Source organism: Flavobacterium sp. xlx-214 (genome assembly GCF_013874595.1).
GTDB lineage: Bacteria > Bacteroidota > Bacteroidia > Flavobacteriales > Flavobacteriaceae > Flavobacterium.
Genome location: NZ_CP059431.1, coordinates 13,241 through 29,509 on the forward strand (window position 1 = coordinate 13,241; position 16,269 = coordinate 29,509).

The 16,269-nt window shown below is 31.3% G+C and carries 13 protein-coding genes and 1 tRNA gene; 8 read left to right on the plus strand and 6 right to left on the minus strand.

Translation table 11 applies throughout. The features are described from left to right. Position 1: 1 nt before the first annotated feature. From H1R17_RS00115 to H1R17_RS00125, 3 genes are all read right to left on the minus strand, one after another. On the minus strand, positions 2-775 hold the full coding sequence (locus H1R17_RS00115; RefSeq protein ID WP_163430555.1) for a 3'-5' exonuclease: 774 nt from the start codon (positions 773-775) through the stop codon (positions 2-4). Between the two features lie 114 nt (positions 776-889). Continuing rightward, positions 890-1,975: a T9SS type A sorting domain-containing protein gene (locus tag H1R17_RS00120; RefSeq protein WP_163430553.1), complete on the minus strand. Its 1,086-nt coding sequence runs from the start codon at positions 1,973-1,975 to the stop codon at positions 890-892. A gap of 116 nt (positions 1,976-2,091) precedes the next feature. Next, positions 2,092-3,663 carry an NAD(P)/FAD-dependent oxidoreductase gene (locus H1R17_RS00125; protein ID WP_163430552.1) on the minus strand — a complete coding sequence of 524 codons (1,572 nt, stop codon included), beginning with the start codon at positions 3,661-3,663 and terminating at the stop codon, positions 2,092-2,094. A gap of 89 nt (positions 3,664-3,752) precedes the next feature. On the opposite strand from H1R17_RS00125, the gene H1R17_RS00130 reads away from it, so the two are divergent. Then, positions 3,753-3,998, plus strand: a complete 246-nt coding sequence (locus H1R17_RS00130; RefSeq protein ID WP_163430549.1) for a hypothetical protein — start codon at positions 3,753-3,755, stop codon at positions 3,996-3,998. 36 nt (positions 3,999-4,034) lie between these two features. Here the strand turns inward: H1R17_RS00130 and H1R17_RS00135 are convergent, their stop codons facing one another. Next, complete coding sequence (locus H1R17_RS00135; protein WP_163430548.1) at positions 4,035-6,230, minus strand: ATP-dependent DNA helicase RecQ; 2,196 nt, start codon at positions 6,228-6,230, stop codon at positions 4,035-4,037. An 89-nt stretch (positions 6,231-6,319) separates the two neighbouring features. Between H1R17_RS00135 and H1R17_RS00140 the strand changes: the two genes are divergently transcribed. From H1R17_RS00140 to H1R17_RS00165, 6 genes are all read left to right on the plus strand, one after another. Then, positions 6,320-7,288: an SIS domain-containing protein gene (locus H1R17_RS00140; RefSeq protein WP_163430546.1), complete on the plus strand. Its 969-nt coding sequence runs from the start codon at positions 6,320-6,322 to the stop codon at positions 7,286-7,288. A 23-nt stretch (positions 7,289-7,311) separates the two neighbouring features. After that, positions 7,312-8,124: a twin-arginine translocase subunit TatC gene (tatC, locus tag H1R17_RS00145; RefSeq protein WP_163430942.1), complete on the plus strand. Its 813-nt coding sequence runs from the start codon at positions 7,312-7,314 to the stop codon at positions 8,122-8,124. A 3-nt stretch (positions 8,125-8,127) separates the two neighbouring features. Continuing rightward, complete coding sequence (gene lptB / locus H1R17_RS00150) at positions 8,128-8,868, plus strand: LPS export ABC transporter ATP-binding protein (protein WP_163430544.1); 741 nt, start codon at positions 8,128-8,130, stop codon at positions 8,866-8,868. A gap of 86 nt (positions 8,869-8,954) precedes the next feature. Continuing rightward, entirely contained in the window at positions 8,955-10,880 is a 1,926-nt protein-coding gene (locus H1R17_RS00155; RefSeq protein ID WP_163430543.1) for a nucleoside-diphosphate sugar epimerase/dehydratase, read from the plus strand. A 6-nt stretch (positions 10,881-10,886) separates the two neighbouring features. Continuing rightward, positions 10,887-11,666 carry a polysaccharide biosynthesis/export family protein gene (locus H1R17_RS00160; protein ID WP_163430541.1) on the plus strand — a complete coding sequence of 260 codons (780 nt, stop codon included), beginning with the start codon at positions 10,887-10,889 and terminating at the stop codon, positions 11,664-11,666. Next, entirely contained in the window at positions 11,666-13,984 is a 2,319-nt protein-coding gene (locus H1R17_RS00165; RefSeq protein WP_163430539.1) for a tyrosine-protein kinase, read from the plus strand. The genes H1R17_RS00160 and H1R17_RS00165 overlap by 1 nt, the downstream gene beginning before the upstream one ends. 34 nt (positions 13,985-14,018) lie before the next feature. Here the strand turns inward: H1R17_RS00165 and H1R17_RS00170 are convergent, their stop codons facing one another. Both H1R17_RS00170 and trxB read right to left on the minus strand, forming a co-directional pair. After that, complete coding sequence (locus H1R17_RS00170) at positions 14,019-14,948, minus strand: ABC transporter ATP-binding protein (protein WP_163430537.1); 930 nt, start codon at positions 14,946-14,948, stop codon at positions 14,019-14,021. A 41-nt stretch (positions 14,949-14,989) separates the two neighbouring features. Then, positions 14,990-15,934 carry a thioredoxin-disulfide reductase gene (trxB, locus tag H1R17_RS00175; RefSeq protein ID WP_163430536.1) on the minus strand — a complete coding sequence of 315 codons (945 nt, stop codon included), beginning with the start codon at positions 15,932-15,934 and terminating at the stop codon, positions 14,990-14,992. Positions 15,935-16,129: 195 nt separating this feature from the next. Here trxB and H1R17_RS00180 point away from each other — a divergent pair. After that, positions 16,130-16,204: transfer RNA gene (locus tag H1R17_RS00180), tRNA-Pro, on the plus strand. The last annotated feature ends 65 nt before the right edge of the window (positions 16,205-16,269 follow it).

The window sequence follows — 16,269 nt, forward strand, 5'->3', positions numbered from 1 at the left end:
CTTAAAACTTATTGGTTAATTTACGTAATTTAAGTCCTGTTAACACTTTTTTTGTGTACAAAGGAAAATCAGCGTTTTGAATCCATCCAAAATAACCTGGTTCACGATCTAAAACATCATCAACCAAAGCACCTTTATGTTTACCGAAGGTAAAAATCTCTTGTCCTTTATCGTTTAAAGCGATAAATCCTGCAAAATCAACCGATTTTTTACGAGTAGTATATTCTGATAACGCTTTCATATCGTTTTCTAAATCTTCATAACGGTCTAATTGCGCTTTTAAAATTTCATAGGTAGCTTCGGTATCAGCTGCTGCCGAATGGGCATTTTCTAACGACTGATTGCAATAAAATTTTAAAGCAGCACTTAATGTACGCTCTTCTTTTTTATGAAAAATAGTTTGTACATCCACCGAAACTCTGTTTTTCATATCAAAATCAACATCGGCACGTAATAATTCTTCTGCCAATAAAGGAATATCAAAACGGTCTGAATTATATCCAGCCAAATCCGCATCCTTAATCATATTGTACACGTGTGGAGCTAACTCTTTAAAAGTGGGCTCATTAGCTACTTTTTCATTGGTAATACCATGCACAGCTGTAGATTGCGCAGAAATATTTATGGTAGGATTTACCAACCACGTTTTACTTTCTTTGTTTCCGTTTGGAAAAATTTTTAATATTGATATTTCAACAATACGATCTTTTGCTACGTCAATTCCGGTTGTTTCTAAATCGAAGAAACAAATTGGTCGATTTAATTTTAACTCCATCTAATATGATCAATTATATATTAAACCTCACAGGTTTTTAAAAATCTGTGAGGTTATGATGATACAAACTTAAATCTATTTAAAAAAACAATCAAATTAGATTGACTAAAACATTTATTTTTTAATCATTTTTTTAATTGCTACACCTTTGTTTGTTTGTAAATGCAATAGATAGGTTCCTGTTACTAATCCCGTTACATTTAGTTGTATTATTTTTTCATTATTATTATACTGAGTACTAATTAGTTTACCTGTTAAATCATAAATTTTTATATCCGTAACATCAATATTTTCATTTGAAGTAATGGTAACTATATCTGTTGCCGGGTTGGGATATAAATTAAAATGACTAGATAAAACTTCTTGAGTACTTAAAACTTTATTAAGAGCTGTAACTTTTATATTATCAAATTTATAGGTTGGTAATGTAACATTCGTTTGTTCTACTAACTTTACATGTGCAAAAAATGAATCTGCTAAATGATTTAATTTATTTGTTGGATACGGTACATTTACAAAAAAAGATTTTTCTACAAAAACATTTAAAGAAGGTATTTCATAAACTACTTTATTATTAATATAATCTGCGTAAACCACGCAACGCACCCACGTATTAAAAGGTACTATTAAAGCTTGATTATTGTTTCCAAGGGGAGATTGATATACTTTTGGTAATGGAGTCCCCGTTTCATCATGATGAGTTCCCTTTAATTCTCCTGTATTATTATCAAAATTAAAGCCCGCAATTACATTTGTAGCAGAATTGTTAACATCAAAAATTCTACCTAAGCCAAAATCAACAGAACTACTTAACGGATTAGCTTGCTGCCCTGTATAAAAATCTACTTCTAATTTAAGAACATCATTTCCAATCGTTCGGTTGGTTATTTCGGTATTAAGTTCTTTCCTAATAGAAGTATTTCCTATTGAATAAGGATATGGATATGGTGCCATTGTAATTACTTTGCCTTTTGCGACTTCGTTTTGTATTTGAAACAAATAACTATATGGCGTATTGTTTTGATATGTCCACTGTGAATAAGTGTACCAGCCACCTTGCCCAGCTGTTTGTCCATCAGAAGAAGTACTTACATTGCCAAGTGTAAAATTTTCAAAATTTTCATAGTAAATTATCTGCGCATTTAAACTATTAAAAAAGAAAAAAAATACAACTATTAAAAAAGTATTTATTAATCTCATAATCTTGTTTTTATAATTTATTACAAGATACACAAAATATCTTTATTGTCCTAAAAAGACAACATTTGAAGACAATAGACCTATAATACTTGTTAAAACTATCCTTTTATTATATCTTAATTTCTATATCCAAAAATTTGTTCGGCACATTTAATGGCACATTTTTCACCATCAATAGCTGCAGAAATAATTCCGCCTGCATAACCTGCACCTTCGCCACAAGGATACAAGCCTTTAATTTGTAAATGTTCTAAAGTATCATCACTACGAGGAATACGCACTGGTGATGATGTTCTACTTTCGGGTGCGTGTAAAATAGCCTCATTGGTAAAATAACCTTTCATACTTTTACCAAACTCTTGAAAACCTTGACGCATAATTCCCGTTAAGAATTTAGGAAAAACATCTCCTAATTCAGAAGATACTACACCAGGTACATAAGAGGTTTTTGGTAAAGAGTCGGATATTTTTTTATTTGAAAAATCAACCATTCGTTGTGCCGGAACTTGTTGCGTTTTTCCAGCTAATTTCCACGCAGTATGCTCTATTTCTTTCTGAAAATACATACCCGCTAAAGCGCCATGTTTTTCATAAGGTTTAAAATCTTCTAGCTTTAACTCTACCACAATACCCGAATTTGCAGTTGCTTGATCACGCTTAGATGGTGACCAACCATTGGTTACCACCTCTTCAACATCGGTAGCACAAGGCGCAATAACACCACCAGGGCACATACAAAACGAATACATACCACGCCCATTTACCTGCTTAACGATAGAATACGGTGCTGGTGGCAAAAATTCACCACGATAATCGCATGAATACTGAATACTATCAATTAACGTTTGCGGATGCTCTGCACGAACACCCAAAGCAAAAGGTTTTGCTTCGATTAAAACTTTTTTACGATCTAATAATTCATAAATATCTCGAGCTGAGTGCCCTGTTGCAAGAATCACTTGATTGGCTTCAATCGTTTCGCCTGTGTGCAAAACAGCACCTGCTATAGCATTGTTTTTTATAACAAAGTCTACAACACGTTTATCAAACAATACTTCACCGCCAAATTCTATAATTTTCAAGCGCATATCTTCCATAATTTTTGGTAATTTATTAGTACCAATATGCGGATGTGCTTCAACTAAAATATCTTGCGACGCTCCAAAACCAACTAACAATTCTAAAATTCTGTTTACATCGCCTCGTTTTTTTGAACGTGTATATAATTTTCCATCAGAATATGTTCCTGCGCCACCCTCACCAAAACAATAATTTGAATCTGGATTTACAATATGATCTCGATTAATTGCTTTTAAATCACGTCGGCGTCCACGAACATCTTTCCCTCTTTCTATTACAATTGGTTTTACGCCTAATTCAATTAACTGTAAAGCAGCAAAATACCCTGCTGGCCCTGCTCCTACAACAATTACTTGGGGTGCAGTTGTAACATTTTTATAATTAGGTAAATTTATTATTCTATGAACAACATCTTCATCCTTAAAAAAAACTTGAATTTTTAAATTGATTTTTACTTGCTTTTGGCGCGCATCAATTGATCTTTTTAGAATGGAGATATGTTCTATTTCTACAGCAGAAGTATGTGTAAGTTTTGCAACATAATCAACCAACAAATGGTTGGAAGCGGCAATTTCTGGAGCAACTTGTAATTGTATTTCTTGAGGCATTTTGTTATAAAGCAAATTTGAAACTACAAAAGTACATTAATTATAGATTTCTTTAAAATGATGTTTTAAATTTACAAAAAAATGATGATATGGAACGACAGATAAAATTAATTTGGGATTTTAGAGGTCCTGACGCATTAAAAACTGCTGAACATCAGGAAATACATTTGAAACAATTTATTGTGATTGAGCAGTTACCTATTTCTATTTCGGGATTTGAAAAGATAAACGATTTTCACGCCATTGCTTTTATTGTAGTAAATGATGATTTAATGATTAAACTTCGCGATGTTTTAAAACCACACAGAGGTGAATTATATAGCGATATTGTATAAAAAAACACTCCTTATAATTATAAGGAGTGTTTTTTATTAATTAGCAACTTCGCTTATGAATTTTATACGCATTAAACGCAGTTCTTCAATATCATAATCGCCATCAAATTCATCTAAAGCACTTTCTATAGAATCGTTTTTGGCATCCATAAAATAATCCTTAATTTCTTCTTGCTGATCATCGTCTAACAAATCATCAATCCAATAATTAATATTTAGCTTGGTACCCGAATAAACAATTTGTTCCATTTCTTTCAGCAAGGAACTCATATCTAAACTTTTTGTTGAAGCGATGTCTTCTAAAGATAATTTACGATCTACACTTTGAATGATAAACAACTTTAACGCAGAATTAGCACCTGTAGATTTTACAACCAAATCATCTGGACGCAGAATATCGTTTTCTTCAACATACGCTTTTATAAGCTGAACAAAATCTTTTCCGTATTTTTTTGCTTTACCATCACTAACACCATGTACATTGGCTAATTCGTCTAATGTAATTGGATACTTAAGCGCCATATCCTCCAAAGAAGGATCTTGAAAAACCACAAAAGGCGGCACTTCCATTTTTTTGGCTACTTTTTTACGCAAATCTTTCAACATGGCTACCAAAACTTCATCAGCAGCATTAGATGCTTTTGAATTAGTAATGATAGAATCATCCGCAGTTTCATCATAATTATGATCTTCTGTCATTAAAAAAGATTGCGGATTGTTCATAAACTCCTCACCTTTTTTTGTTAACCTAATAACACCATAACTTTCAATATCTTTAGCAATAAGTCCTGAAACCAAAACTTGGCGTATTAAAGCCATCCAATATTTATCATCAAACTCTTTTCCTCTAGCAAATGCACTAAGTGTATCTGTTTTATACGATTTTAATAAAGCATTTACCTTACCTAACAAAGTAAGAACAATTTCTTTTGCCTTGTAAACTTGTTTGGTTTCTTGCACTGCTTTTAATAAAAGAACAACTTGCTCTTTGGCTTCTTTCTGCGATTTAGGATTTCTTGAATTATCATCCATATCGGCTCCTTCCCCATTTACGCCATCAAATTCTTCTCCAAAATAATGCAACAAAAACTTACGACGCGACATAGATGTTTCTGAATAAGCAACTACTTCTTGCAACAAAGCAAAACCAATTTCTTGCTCTGCCAAAGGCTTGCCTGCCATAAACTTTTCAAGTTTTTCTATATCTTTATAAGAATAATAAGCCAAACAGAAACCTTCACCACCATCACGACCAGCACGACCCGTTTCTTGATAATAACTTTCTAATGATTTAGGTATATCATGATGAATTACAAAACGTACATCGGGCTTATCAATCCCCATTCCAAAAGCAATAGTAGCCACCACCACATTTACATCTTCCATTAAAAACATGTCTTGATGTTTGGCACGTGTCTTGGCATCTAAACCTGCGTGATATGCTACCGCCGAAATACCGTTTACTTGAAGTACTTGAGTAATTTCTTCAACTTTTTTACGACTTAAACAATAAATAACACCCGATTTACCTTTAAATTGATTGATAAATTTAATAATATCAGATTCGATATTTTTAGTTTTTGGACGTACTTCATAATACAAATTAGGTCTGTTAAAAGACGCCTTAAAAGTGTTTGCATTAGCAATTTCAAGATTTTTTAAAATATCTTCTTGTACTTTTGGAGTAGCTGTAGCGGTTAAACCTATAATAGGAATATCGCCTAGCTTTCTAATTGTATTTCTTAAATTTCTGTATTCTGGTCTAAAATCGTGTCCCCATTCAGAAATACAATGCGCTTCATCTATTGCAATAAAAGATAATGGCACCGAATTTAAAAACTCAACATATTCTTCTTTTGTTAAAGATTCAGGGGCAACGTAAAGTAATTTAGTAATACCTTTTTTAATATCCTCTTTAACTTGAGTAATTTCTGTTTTAGTTAATGAAGAATTTAAAACGTGTGCAACGCCAATTTCGCTAGACAAACTACGAATGGCATCGACTTGATTTTTCATCAAAGCTATTAAAGGCGAAACAACAATGGCAGTTCCTTCTAAAACCAATGCTGGCAGCTGATAACATAAGGATTTACCGCCACCTGTAGGCATAATTACAAAAGTATTGTTACCAGAGATAATACTACCTACAACCTGTTCTTGTAATCCTTTGAACTGACTGAATCCGAAATATTTTTTTAATTCTTTATGTAAGTCAATTTCGATTGATTTCATGTTTTTATAATGCTATTTTATCTAAATTTGCAAAACTAAAGATACACAAATCTTTTATTTTAATCAAAATTAAGTAATACGATTCTATTTTGACTACTAATTTTAACATATTAACGTCGGCAAAAGAGACTTTAAAAGCAGAAAGCGAAGCTATTCTTCATGCGATGTCCAATTTAACCGAAGATTTCACAAAGGCTGTTGAGTCTATTTTTAACACAAACGGAAGATTAATTGTAACAGGCATTGGTAAAAGTGCTCATATTGGTCAAAAAATTGTTGCTACTTTAAACTCAACAGGTACACCATCTATGTTCATGCATGCATCGGAAGCAGTACACGGAGATTTAGGAATGATTACAAAGAACGACATTATACTTTGCATTTCTAAAAGTGGTAATAGTCCAGAAATAAAAGTTTTAGCTCCTTTATTAAAACGCGATGGTAACATTTTGATTGGAATGACAGGAAATGCTAAATCATTTCTAGGAAAAACTTCTGATTTTATTATTAATGCTGATGTAACAAAAGAAGCCGATCCAAATAATTTAGCGCCAACTACCAGCACCACTGTTCAATTGGCTTTAGGCGATGCTTTAGCTGTAGCACTTATTGAAATGCGTAATTTTACAGCACAAGATTTTGCTAAATTTCATCCGGGAGGAGCTTTAGGCAAAAAATTACTTCTAAAAATTGCCGATATTTTAGATAAAAACAATACTCCAAGTGTACATTTATCATCAAGTATTCAAGAGGTGATTTTTGAAATTTCTAACAAACGATTAGGTGTTACCGCTGTAATTGAAAACAACCAAGTAAAAGGTATTATTACAGATGGCGATATTCGTAGAATGCTTGAAAAAACAGCCGATTTATCTAATATTACAGCTACTGATTTAATGTCGAAAAATCCTAAAACAATTGATATTCATTCAAAAGTAGAAGATGCCTTAAACTTAATGGAATCATTTTCAATTACACAATTAGTTGTTACAGAAAACGGCTTGTACACAGGCATTATTCATTTACATGACATTTTAAAGGAAGGAATTGTATCGTGAGAAACAAAAACACCAACAAAGAAATGTCATTCTTAAATCATTTAGAAGAATTAAGATGGCTTTTAATACGTAGCAGCATTGCAATTTTAATTACCGCAGTAATTGCCGTATTTTTTAACGAATTTATATTTGATGTAATTATTTTTGGTCCTAAAAAAGGCGATTTTGTAACGTATCAGTTTTTCTGTGATATTGCGCAACGTTATGATTTAGATCAATCTTTTTGTAATAACGAATTACCTTTTGTAATTCAAAACAGAACAATGGATGGGCAATTATCTGTCATGATTTGGACGTGTATAACCGCAGGTTTTATTATGGCTTTTCCTTTCATTTTATGGGAGTTTTGGAAATTTATTAGTCCTGCATTGTATCAAAAAGAACGAAAATATGCTAAATTGTTTATTTTCATTTCAAGTATTCTTTTCTTTTTAGGCGTTTTATTTGGCTACTTTGTATTGGTGCCTTTATCAATCAACTTTTTAGCAAATTTCACAATTAGCAACATTGTAGAAAACCAAATTGACATCAATTCTTACATCAATTTAGTAAAAAACACATCATTGGCAACTGGCTTGGTTTTTGAACTACCTATTATTATTTTCTTTTTAACGTATTTAGGCCTAATAACCGATGCTTTTTTAAAGGAATACCGCAGATATGCTTATGTTTTAATTTTAGTTGTTGCCGCTGTTGTAACACCACCCGATGTTATTAGTCAACTAATTGTTTCTTTTCCGTTGATTATTTTATACGAAGGAAGTATAATTGTTGCTAAATTTATCACTAAAAGAAATCTTAAAAAAGAGCAAACCACCGCATTAACTAATAAATAGATTATGAAATTAAGAGCCGATAATTTAATAAAAACCTACAAAGGCAGAAAAGTGGTTAAAGGAATTTCTGTTGAAGTTAACCAAGGCGAAATTGTAGGTTTATTAGGTCCAAATGGTGCTGGTAAAACCACATCTTTTTATATGATTGTAGGGTTGGTTAAACCAAATGCTGGTAATATTTATTTAGATAATTTAAATATTACTAATTTTCCAATGTATAAAAGGGCGCAAAATGGTATTGGTTATTTGGCACAAGAAGCATCTGTTTTTAGAAAATTAAGCATTGAAGATAACATATTATCAGTTTTACAGTTAACCAATTTATCTAAAAAAGAGCAAGAAGCTAAAATGGAATCGTTAATTGATGAATTTAGCTTACAACATATACGTACCAACCGAGGTGATTTATTATCGGGAGGAGAAAGAAGACGTACAGAAATTGCACGTGCATTAGCAACAGATCCTAAGTTTATTTTATTAGATGAACCCTTTGCTGGTGTTGACCCTGTTGCCGTAGAAGATATTCAGCGTATTGTTGCACAATTAAAAAACAAAAACATTGGTATTTTAATAACCGATCACAACGTACAAGAAACGTTAGCTATTACAGACAAAACTTTTTTAATGTTTGAAGGTGGTATTTTAAAAGCAGGTATACCAGAAGAACTTGCTGAAGACGAAATGGTTAGAAAAGTATATTTAGGTCAAAACTTTGAGCTTAGAAAAAAGAAGTTAGAATTTTAACTTATCTTTATAATTTACGTTATTTCCTTCATTTTTTTTATATTTTTGCAAAGCTATACATACAAAGAAAAAACACATAATTAAATATGAATTTTACCAAAGATATTCATACCTATTTTTCTGACTTGAAAAAAATTCAATACTTACCCCGTTGGATTATTTTCAGTATTGATGTAGCTATTGTCATTTTCTCTGCCATTGTTGGTCACTTTATTTTAAAAGGAATTGGCATTGATTTTAGACCAATTACCAATGTTCCATTGGTTTTTTGTTTGTATTTAATAACACATCTTTTCTTTTTTTGGTATTTTAAAACATACACAGGAATTGTTCGTCATACAACTTTGCTAGATGCTGGTAAAATCTTTTTTGTTGAACTACTTTGTTTTGTAACTCTTTATTTAGCAAATACGATAGTAACTTTGGTTACGGGAAATAGATTGTTCTTAAACACACGACTATTAATATGTGTATCCGTTGCTTACGTTACACTACTTGTTTTTAGACTTTTAATTAAAACAACTTTTGATTTTTTTGCAGAATACTCGCAAACAAATCATTACACAAAAGCAGTCATTTATGGTAGTGGCGAACGTGCCATTGCTATTGCAAATGCAATTAATGCAGAAATTCCTAAAAAATATAAATTACAAGGATTTATAAGTCCTTCAACTAAAACATCTTATAATAGAATTTTAAACATTCCTATTATTGCAAAAACACGTAAAATTTCTGTTTTAACAAGAGCACTTGGAGCCAACACATTGATTATTGCGGATGAAAATCTTTCAAAAGATGATAAAATCGAAATAATTGAGGACTGTTTAAATTATAATATTAAAGTATACAATCTACCTAGATTAACAGATATTAATGATCAGAAAAAAGTTGCTTCTAATATTCGCAAAATAAAAATTGAAGATTTATTAGAACGCAAACCTATTCAAATAAATAATTTACAAATTTCTGATCAAATAAAAGACAAAGTCGTTTTAGTATCAGGAGCTGCAGGTTCTATTGGAAGTGAAATTGTTTGGCAAGTAGCTAGTTTCAATCCAAAAAAATTAATTCTTTTAGATCAAGCCGAAACACCATTACATCATATCACCTTAGAAATAAGCAAATGCAACACAACTGCTGAAATTATTTCGATTATTGCCGATGTTAGAAATTTAGAATGCTTAGAGCGTGTATTTAGCGACTATACCCCTGATTTAGTGTATCATGCAGCAGCATACAAACACGTTCCTTTAATGGAAATGAATCCGCAACAAGCTGTTTTTACAAATGTATTAGGTTCTAAACATATGGCAGATTTAGCTTATAAATATAAGGCTGAACGTTTTGTTATGGTTTCAACAGATAAGGCGGTTAACCCAAGTAATGTAATGGGAGCTAGTAAACGTATTGCAGAAAAGTATGTACAATCTTTAGCACAAAAACTTAAAAAAGAAAACAACGAAACAACAAAATACATAACTACACGTTTTGGTAATGTATTAGGTTCTAATGGTTCTGTAGTTCCTCTATTCACAAAACAAATTGAAAACGGAGGTCCCATTACCATTACGCATCCTGATATTATTCGTTATTTCATGACCATTCCAGAAGCTTGTCAACTGGTTTTAGAAGCTGGATCAATGGGTAATGGTGGTGAAATCTATATCTTTGACATGGGGAAACCTGTAAAAATTATAGATCTTGCTACAAAAATGGTTAAATTAGCAGGTTTAGAACCTCAAAAAGATATAGAAATTAAAGTGGTAGGCTTGCGCCCTGGTGAAAAATTGTATGAAGAGTTGTTAAATGATAGTTCAACTACATTAGCTACTCATCATGAAAAAATAATGATTGCGCAAGATATTCATGAAAATTACGAAGATATTTCAATAGATATTGAAAAGTTAAAACAGTTTGCTTCAGCTTATTTAATTACAGATACTGTTGCAACTATGAAAAAAATTGTTCCCGAATTTAAAAGTTTGAATTCAACTTTTGAAAAACTAGATTAACCATTTATGAAAAAAATTATCTTATCATCCTTATTAGCAGGTATTTTACTTACTTCTTGTGCTTCACGAGAAAGTATTGTTTATTATCAAAACATTGATGATGCTAATATAAGCACAAAGAAATTTGAAACTACTATAAAGCCTGATGATCTTTTAATGATCATTGTATCAGCACAAGATCCATTAGCGGCACAACCTTTTAATCTTACAACTAATATGAGTGTTGACCCTGTTAATCAAGCAGGTGGCGGACAAATGACACAGCAACTTTATTTAGTTGATTCAAAAGGTTCTATTGATTTTCCTGTATTAGGCAAATTAGATGTTGGTAATAAAACAAAAGATGTAGTTATACAAGAATTACAAACTAAAATATCAAAATATATCAAAAATCCTATTATCAACTTACGCTTAATGAATTTTGAAGTTACAGTTAGTGGCGAAGTTAGAAACCCTGGAAAACATAAAATTAGTTCAGAAAGAATTTCATTACCAGAAGCCTTAGCTTTATCAGGAGATTTAACTATTTATGGCAAGAGAGATAATATCTTAGTTACACGTGAAGGTGAAGATGGTATTTTAAAAACACATCGTATTGACATTACAAAATCAGATTTTATTTCTTCTGATTTCTATTATTTAAAACAAAACGATGTTATCTATGTAGAACCAAACAAAGTAGCTGTAAATTCATCAGCAGTTGGTCCTAATGTATCCATATATATGACAGCTGTATCTTTACTATTAACAACAGTTGCTATAATTCTTACTAATACAAAAAAATAATGATTGAAGATAAAGAAAATACGATAAATCTAAAAGAAGAGTTATTTAAGTATTTAGCACATTGGCGTTGGTTTGTATTAAGCGTTTTTATAGCGCTTATTTGTGCATTTTTATATTTAAAATTCACACCAAAAAGCTATAGCGTATCAACAAAAATTTTAATTAAAGATGAAAAAAGCAACGATTTAGCAAATCAACTAAGTGCTTTTTCTGAAATGAGTTTGTTAGGAAACTCTAAAAACAATATTGAAAACGAAGTTGAAATTTTGAAATCTAGAACGTTAATTTACAACACTTTAGATTCTTTAAATTTAAACATTCAGTATTTAGATAAAACAAATGTTATAACCAAAGATTTGTATAAGAAAAATCCTATTCAAATTGTTTGGACCAATAATGATATTTCAAAAACAGTTTCAATTGATTTAACTGATATTAAAAATAATTCATTTCATGTTTCTGTAAATGATGAAAATATCGGTGAATCATCTTTTGGAAAGCAAATTAAAAGTCAGTTTGGAGCTTTTACCATTAATAAAATTGGAGCTTTAGATAAACTTACAGAATTGAAAATTAATGTATTTCCAAAAATGCAACAAGCAGAGAGTTATCAAAAAGTAGTAAGTGTTGCTCCAAGTAGTAAAACATCAAGCATTATTGATGTTTCTATTATTGATAAAACACCTGAAAAAGCTGCCGATTTCTTAAACACCTTAGTATACAACTACAATTTAGGTGGTATTAAAGACAAGCGTTTTATATCAGAAAATACTGCTAATTTTATATCAGATCGTTTAAGCTTAATAGCTACCGAGTTAGGAGATGTTGAATCACAAGTTGAAGGCTACAAAAACAATAATAATTTATCAGATATTCAAACAGAAGTAAAATTATACTTAGATAATTTATCTTCATTTGAAAAATCGGTTTTAGAAAACGAAACAAAAATTAATGTTGTTACAAGTTTAATTAGCCATGTTAGCAAAGCAAAACAAGATGATTTAGTTCCTGGAGGATTATTATCTGAAGATGCGGGTTCTGAAAGCATTATTCAAGAAATCAATCAATTAATTCTTGAAAAACAGAAACTTTCGTTTAGTGCTACAACAGAAAATGATAATTACATTAAATTAGAAAGTCAAATTCGTTCATTAAAATCTAATTTATTAGCTAGTTTACGTAGAAACTTAAGTTCGTTACAAATTGTTAAAAACGATTATAAGCGTCAAGAAGGCGAAATGCAAACAAAATTAGCTCAAGTTCCACGTCAGGAAAGAGAATTTAGAGTTATTGATCGTCAACAAAAAGTAAAAGAAGCTTTGTATTTATTCTTACTTCAAAAACGTGAAGAAACGAATATTACTTTAGCTGCAACAGATATGAATGCAAAGGTAATTGATAAAGCAATTGCTACAGACAAACCTGTTTCTCCTAAAACAATGATTGTTTTACTAGCTGCATTAGTTCTTGGTACATTAATACCTTTCATTTACATTTACATTAAAAACTTACTTGACACTAAAATTAAAACAAGATTCGATATTACAGATAATACTGATATTCCTTTTTTGGGAGATGTTCCTACGTCTGAAACAAGTAATGAATTAATGGAAATTAGTAGTAGATCTAGTGCTGCTGAAGCAATACGTATTGTTAGAACCAATTTAGATTTTATTCTATCTGACAAACAAGAAGAAGAATGCAAAACTATTTTCTTAACATCTACTATTTCTGGAGAAGGAAAAACGTTTGTTTCTGCTAATTTAGCTGCAACTTTTGCATTATCTGGAAAAAAAGTACTTTTAATTGGTTTTGATTTACGTAATCCAAAGTTATATGAATACTTAAAAGTAAATCCTTTAGGTGTTACAAATTATATAACTTCAAACAACAAATCAATTGAAGAATTTATTATCCCTGTAGAAGGTTATACAAATTTTGATGTTTTATCATCTGGATCAATTCCACCTAACCCAACAGAAATTTTAATGAACAAAAAAGTAAAAGAACTTTTTGAAACATTAAAAAGTAAGTATGATTACATTATTGTAGATACAGCTCCCGTTAGTTTGGTTACAGATACTTTATTAATAGGTAAGTATGCAGATGCTACTATTTATGTAGTGAGAGCTAACAAAATTGACAAAGAAATGTTACGTATTCCTAACGAATTGTACAAGGATCATAAACTAAACAAATTAACAATGGTTTTAAACGATTCTGATGTTACTAAAGGTTACGGCTACGGTTACGGCTACGGTTATGGTGCAAAAGCAGAAAAGACACCATTTTGGAAAAAACTATTAGGAACTAAATAGAATAAAAAAGAGTACACAATTGTGTACTCTTTTTTTATCTTATCTGAAATTTAATTTTTCCTATTAGTTTTTCTCTTGACTCTATTGTAAGCACAACATCGTGAAACTGTGCTTTTAGAATATACACTCTGCCATTGTAATAAGATGAAATGATTGTTGCTTCATATCCTTCACTACTTATAAAAAACTGATGCGGACGTATTAATAAAACTTCATTATTCTGAACCCCTAAATAACGTACGGGTATTAAATTTACATCACCTGTTAGTTGCGCAATATATTGGTTTTTAGGTAATTCATAAATATGTTGCGGCACATCTTTTTCAATTATTTTGCCATCTTTCATAACAACAACTGCATCCGAAAACTTTAAAATTTCGTCCGGCGTATGTGAGGTGTAAATTACCGTTATGTTTTTTTGTTTGCAGTAACTAAAAACGTGTTCGCTTAATTGATTTTTTAAATGATAATCAATATGTGAAAAAGGTTCATCAAGCAATAAAAGTTCGGGTTCTAAAGCCAAAACCCTTGCTAAAGCAACACGTTGCATTTGTCCGCCACTTAAAAATTTTGCTTTTATATGAGCAAAATCGGTCATGCCAACAACTTCTAACAATTCCATTACTTTTGCTTCTTTCTCTTTTAGATAGAAATTCGACAAAAATCGCCCTACATTTTCAGCTACAGAAACAAACGGCATTAAATCAAAATCTTGAGCCAAATATTTCATATAAGGCATTCCAGGAACCAAATGAAAAGAAGGTCCTAAAACCTGATCGGCTTTCCAAAATATAGTACCCTCTTTTAAATCGTATAATCCGTAAATAGCCTTAAGTAGTGTTGATTTTCCACTACCACTTTCGCCAATTAAGGCAATGCTTTCTCCTTTTAAAACAGAAAAACTTACCTTAGAAAGTACCTCCTTATCTAGGTAAGCAAATGAAATATTTTGAACTCTTAACATAAAAAAAGCGACCGAAGCCGCTGTTTATTTTAATTATTGACTTATAAACTTGCTAAATAGCGTTCTGCATCTAAAGCCGCTATACACCCCGATCCCGCAGCAGTAATTGCCTGACGGTAATCTTTATCTTGAACATCGCCACAAGCAAATACACCTGCAACGTTTGTTTTAGATGTTTTACCTTCGGTTAACAAGTAACCTGTTTCGTCCATCGTTAATTGTCCTGCAAAAATATCGGTATTTGGTTTATGTCCTATGGCAACAAAAACGCCTGTTACAGCAATTTCTTTTTTCTCACCTGTTACGTTATTTACCACGCGTACACCATTTACAATTTGACCGTCACCTAAAACCTCATCAATCTCAGTGCTCATCAAAATTTCAATATTTGGTGTATTGCGTACACGTTCTTCCATAATTTTAGACGCTCTAAATTTTTCAGAACGCACCAACATGGTTACTTTTTTACATAAATGCGATAAATAATGTGCTTCCTCACAAGCTGAATCTCCAGCACCTACAATAATTACTTCTTGATTGCGGTAAAAGAAACCATCACATACAGCACAAGCAGAAACACCACCACCCATTTGTAAATAATGTTGCTCTGACGGAATGCCTAAATATTTGGCAGTAGCACCTGTTGAAATGATAACTGTTTTGGCATGAATTTCAATTGTATCGTTAATCCATACTTTTTTAATATCGCCAGATAAATCAACTTTTGTAGCAAAACCATCACGTACATCTGTACCAAAACGTTTTGCTTGTGCTTGCAACTGCATCATCATCTCTGGTCCTGTTACTCCTTCTGGATATCCTGGAAAATTTTCAACTTCGTTAGTTGTTGTTAACTGTCCTCCTGGTTGTAAACCTTGATACAAAACAGGGTTCATATTAGCACGCGCAGCGTAAATTGCTGCGGTATATCCTGCAGGTCCTGAACCTATAATTAAACATTTTAGGGTTTCTATTGTTGATGACATATGTTTCTTATAATTTTTTGAAACACAAAAATAGTCAATTATACACGGTTACAAAAAAAAGTTCTATCAAATATATAAATGGCTTAATAGCGAACTTTTATACATCCGTATGATTTAATTATTTTTTAATATTTCTTAAAAAAATATTTTCATAATAAAAAAAAACAATTACCTTTGCAATCATAATTACAAACACGGGGTGTAGCGTAGCCCGGTTATCGCGCCTGCTTTGGGAGCAGGAGGTCGCAGGTTCGAATCCTGCCACCCCGACAAAAAATCCAATGAGAAATCGTTGGATTTTTTTATTTGTATTTTCTAAAAAATAGAGACATAAA

What these genes read in the sequence shown, in the direction of transcription:
- H1R17_RS00115 (WP_163430555.1), bottom strand. Translation starts at nt 775, where the DNA reads ATGGAGTTAAAATTAAATCGACCAATTTGTTTCTTCGATTTAGAAACA.
- H1R17_RS00120 (WP_163430553.1), bottom strand. Translation starts at nt 1,975, where the DNA reads ATGAGATTAATAAATACTTTTTTAATAGTTGTATTTTTTTTCTTTTTT.
- H1R17_RS00125 (WP_163430552.1), bottom strand. Translation starts at nt 3,663, where the DNA reads ATGCCTCAAGAAATACAATTACAAGTTGCTCCAGAAATTGCCGCTTCC.
- H1R17_RS00130 (WP_163430549.1), top strand. Translation starts at nt 3,753, where the DNA reads ATGGAACGACAGATAAAATTAATTTGGGATTTTAGAGGTCCTGACGCA.
- H1R17_RS00135 (WP_163430548.1), bottom strand. Translation starts at nt 6,230, where the DNA reads ATGAAATCAATCGAAATTGACTTACATAAAGAATTAAAAAAATATTTC.
- tatC (WP_163430942.1), top strand. Translation starts at nt 7,312, where the DNA reads ATGTCATTCTTAAATCATTTAGAAGAATTAAGATGGCTTTTAATACGT.
- lptB (WP_163430544.1), top strand. Translation starts at nt 8,128, where the DNA reads ATGAAATTAAGAGCCGATAATTTAATAAAAACCTACAAAGGCAGAAAA.
- H1R17_RS00155 (WP_163430543.1), top strand. Translation starts at nt 8,955, where the DNA reads ATGAATTTTACCAAAGATATTCATACCTATTTTTCTGACTTGAAAAAA.
- H1R17_RS00160 (WP_163430541.1), top strand. Translation starts at nt 10,887, where the DNA reads ATGAAAAAAATTATCTTATCATCCTTATTAGCAGGTATTTTACTTACT.
- H1R17_RS00165 (WP_163430539.1), top strand. Translation starts at nt 11,666, where the DNA reads ATGATTGAAGATAAAGAAAATACGATAAATCTAAAAGAAGAGTTATTT.
- H1R17_RS00170 (WP_163430537.1), bottom strand. Translation starts at nt 14,948, where the DNA reads ATGTTAAGAGTTCAAAATATTTCATTTGCTTACCTAGATAAGGAGGTA.
- trxB (WP_163430536.1), bottom strand. Translation starts at nt 15,934, where the DNA reads ATGTCATCAACAATAGAAACCCTAAAATGTTTAATTATAGGTTCAGGA.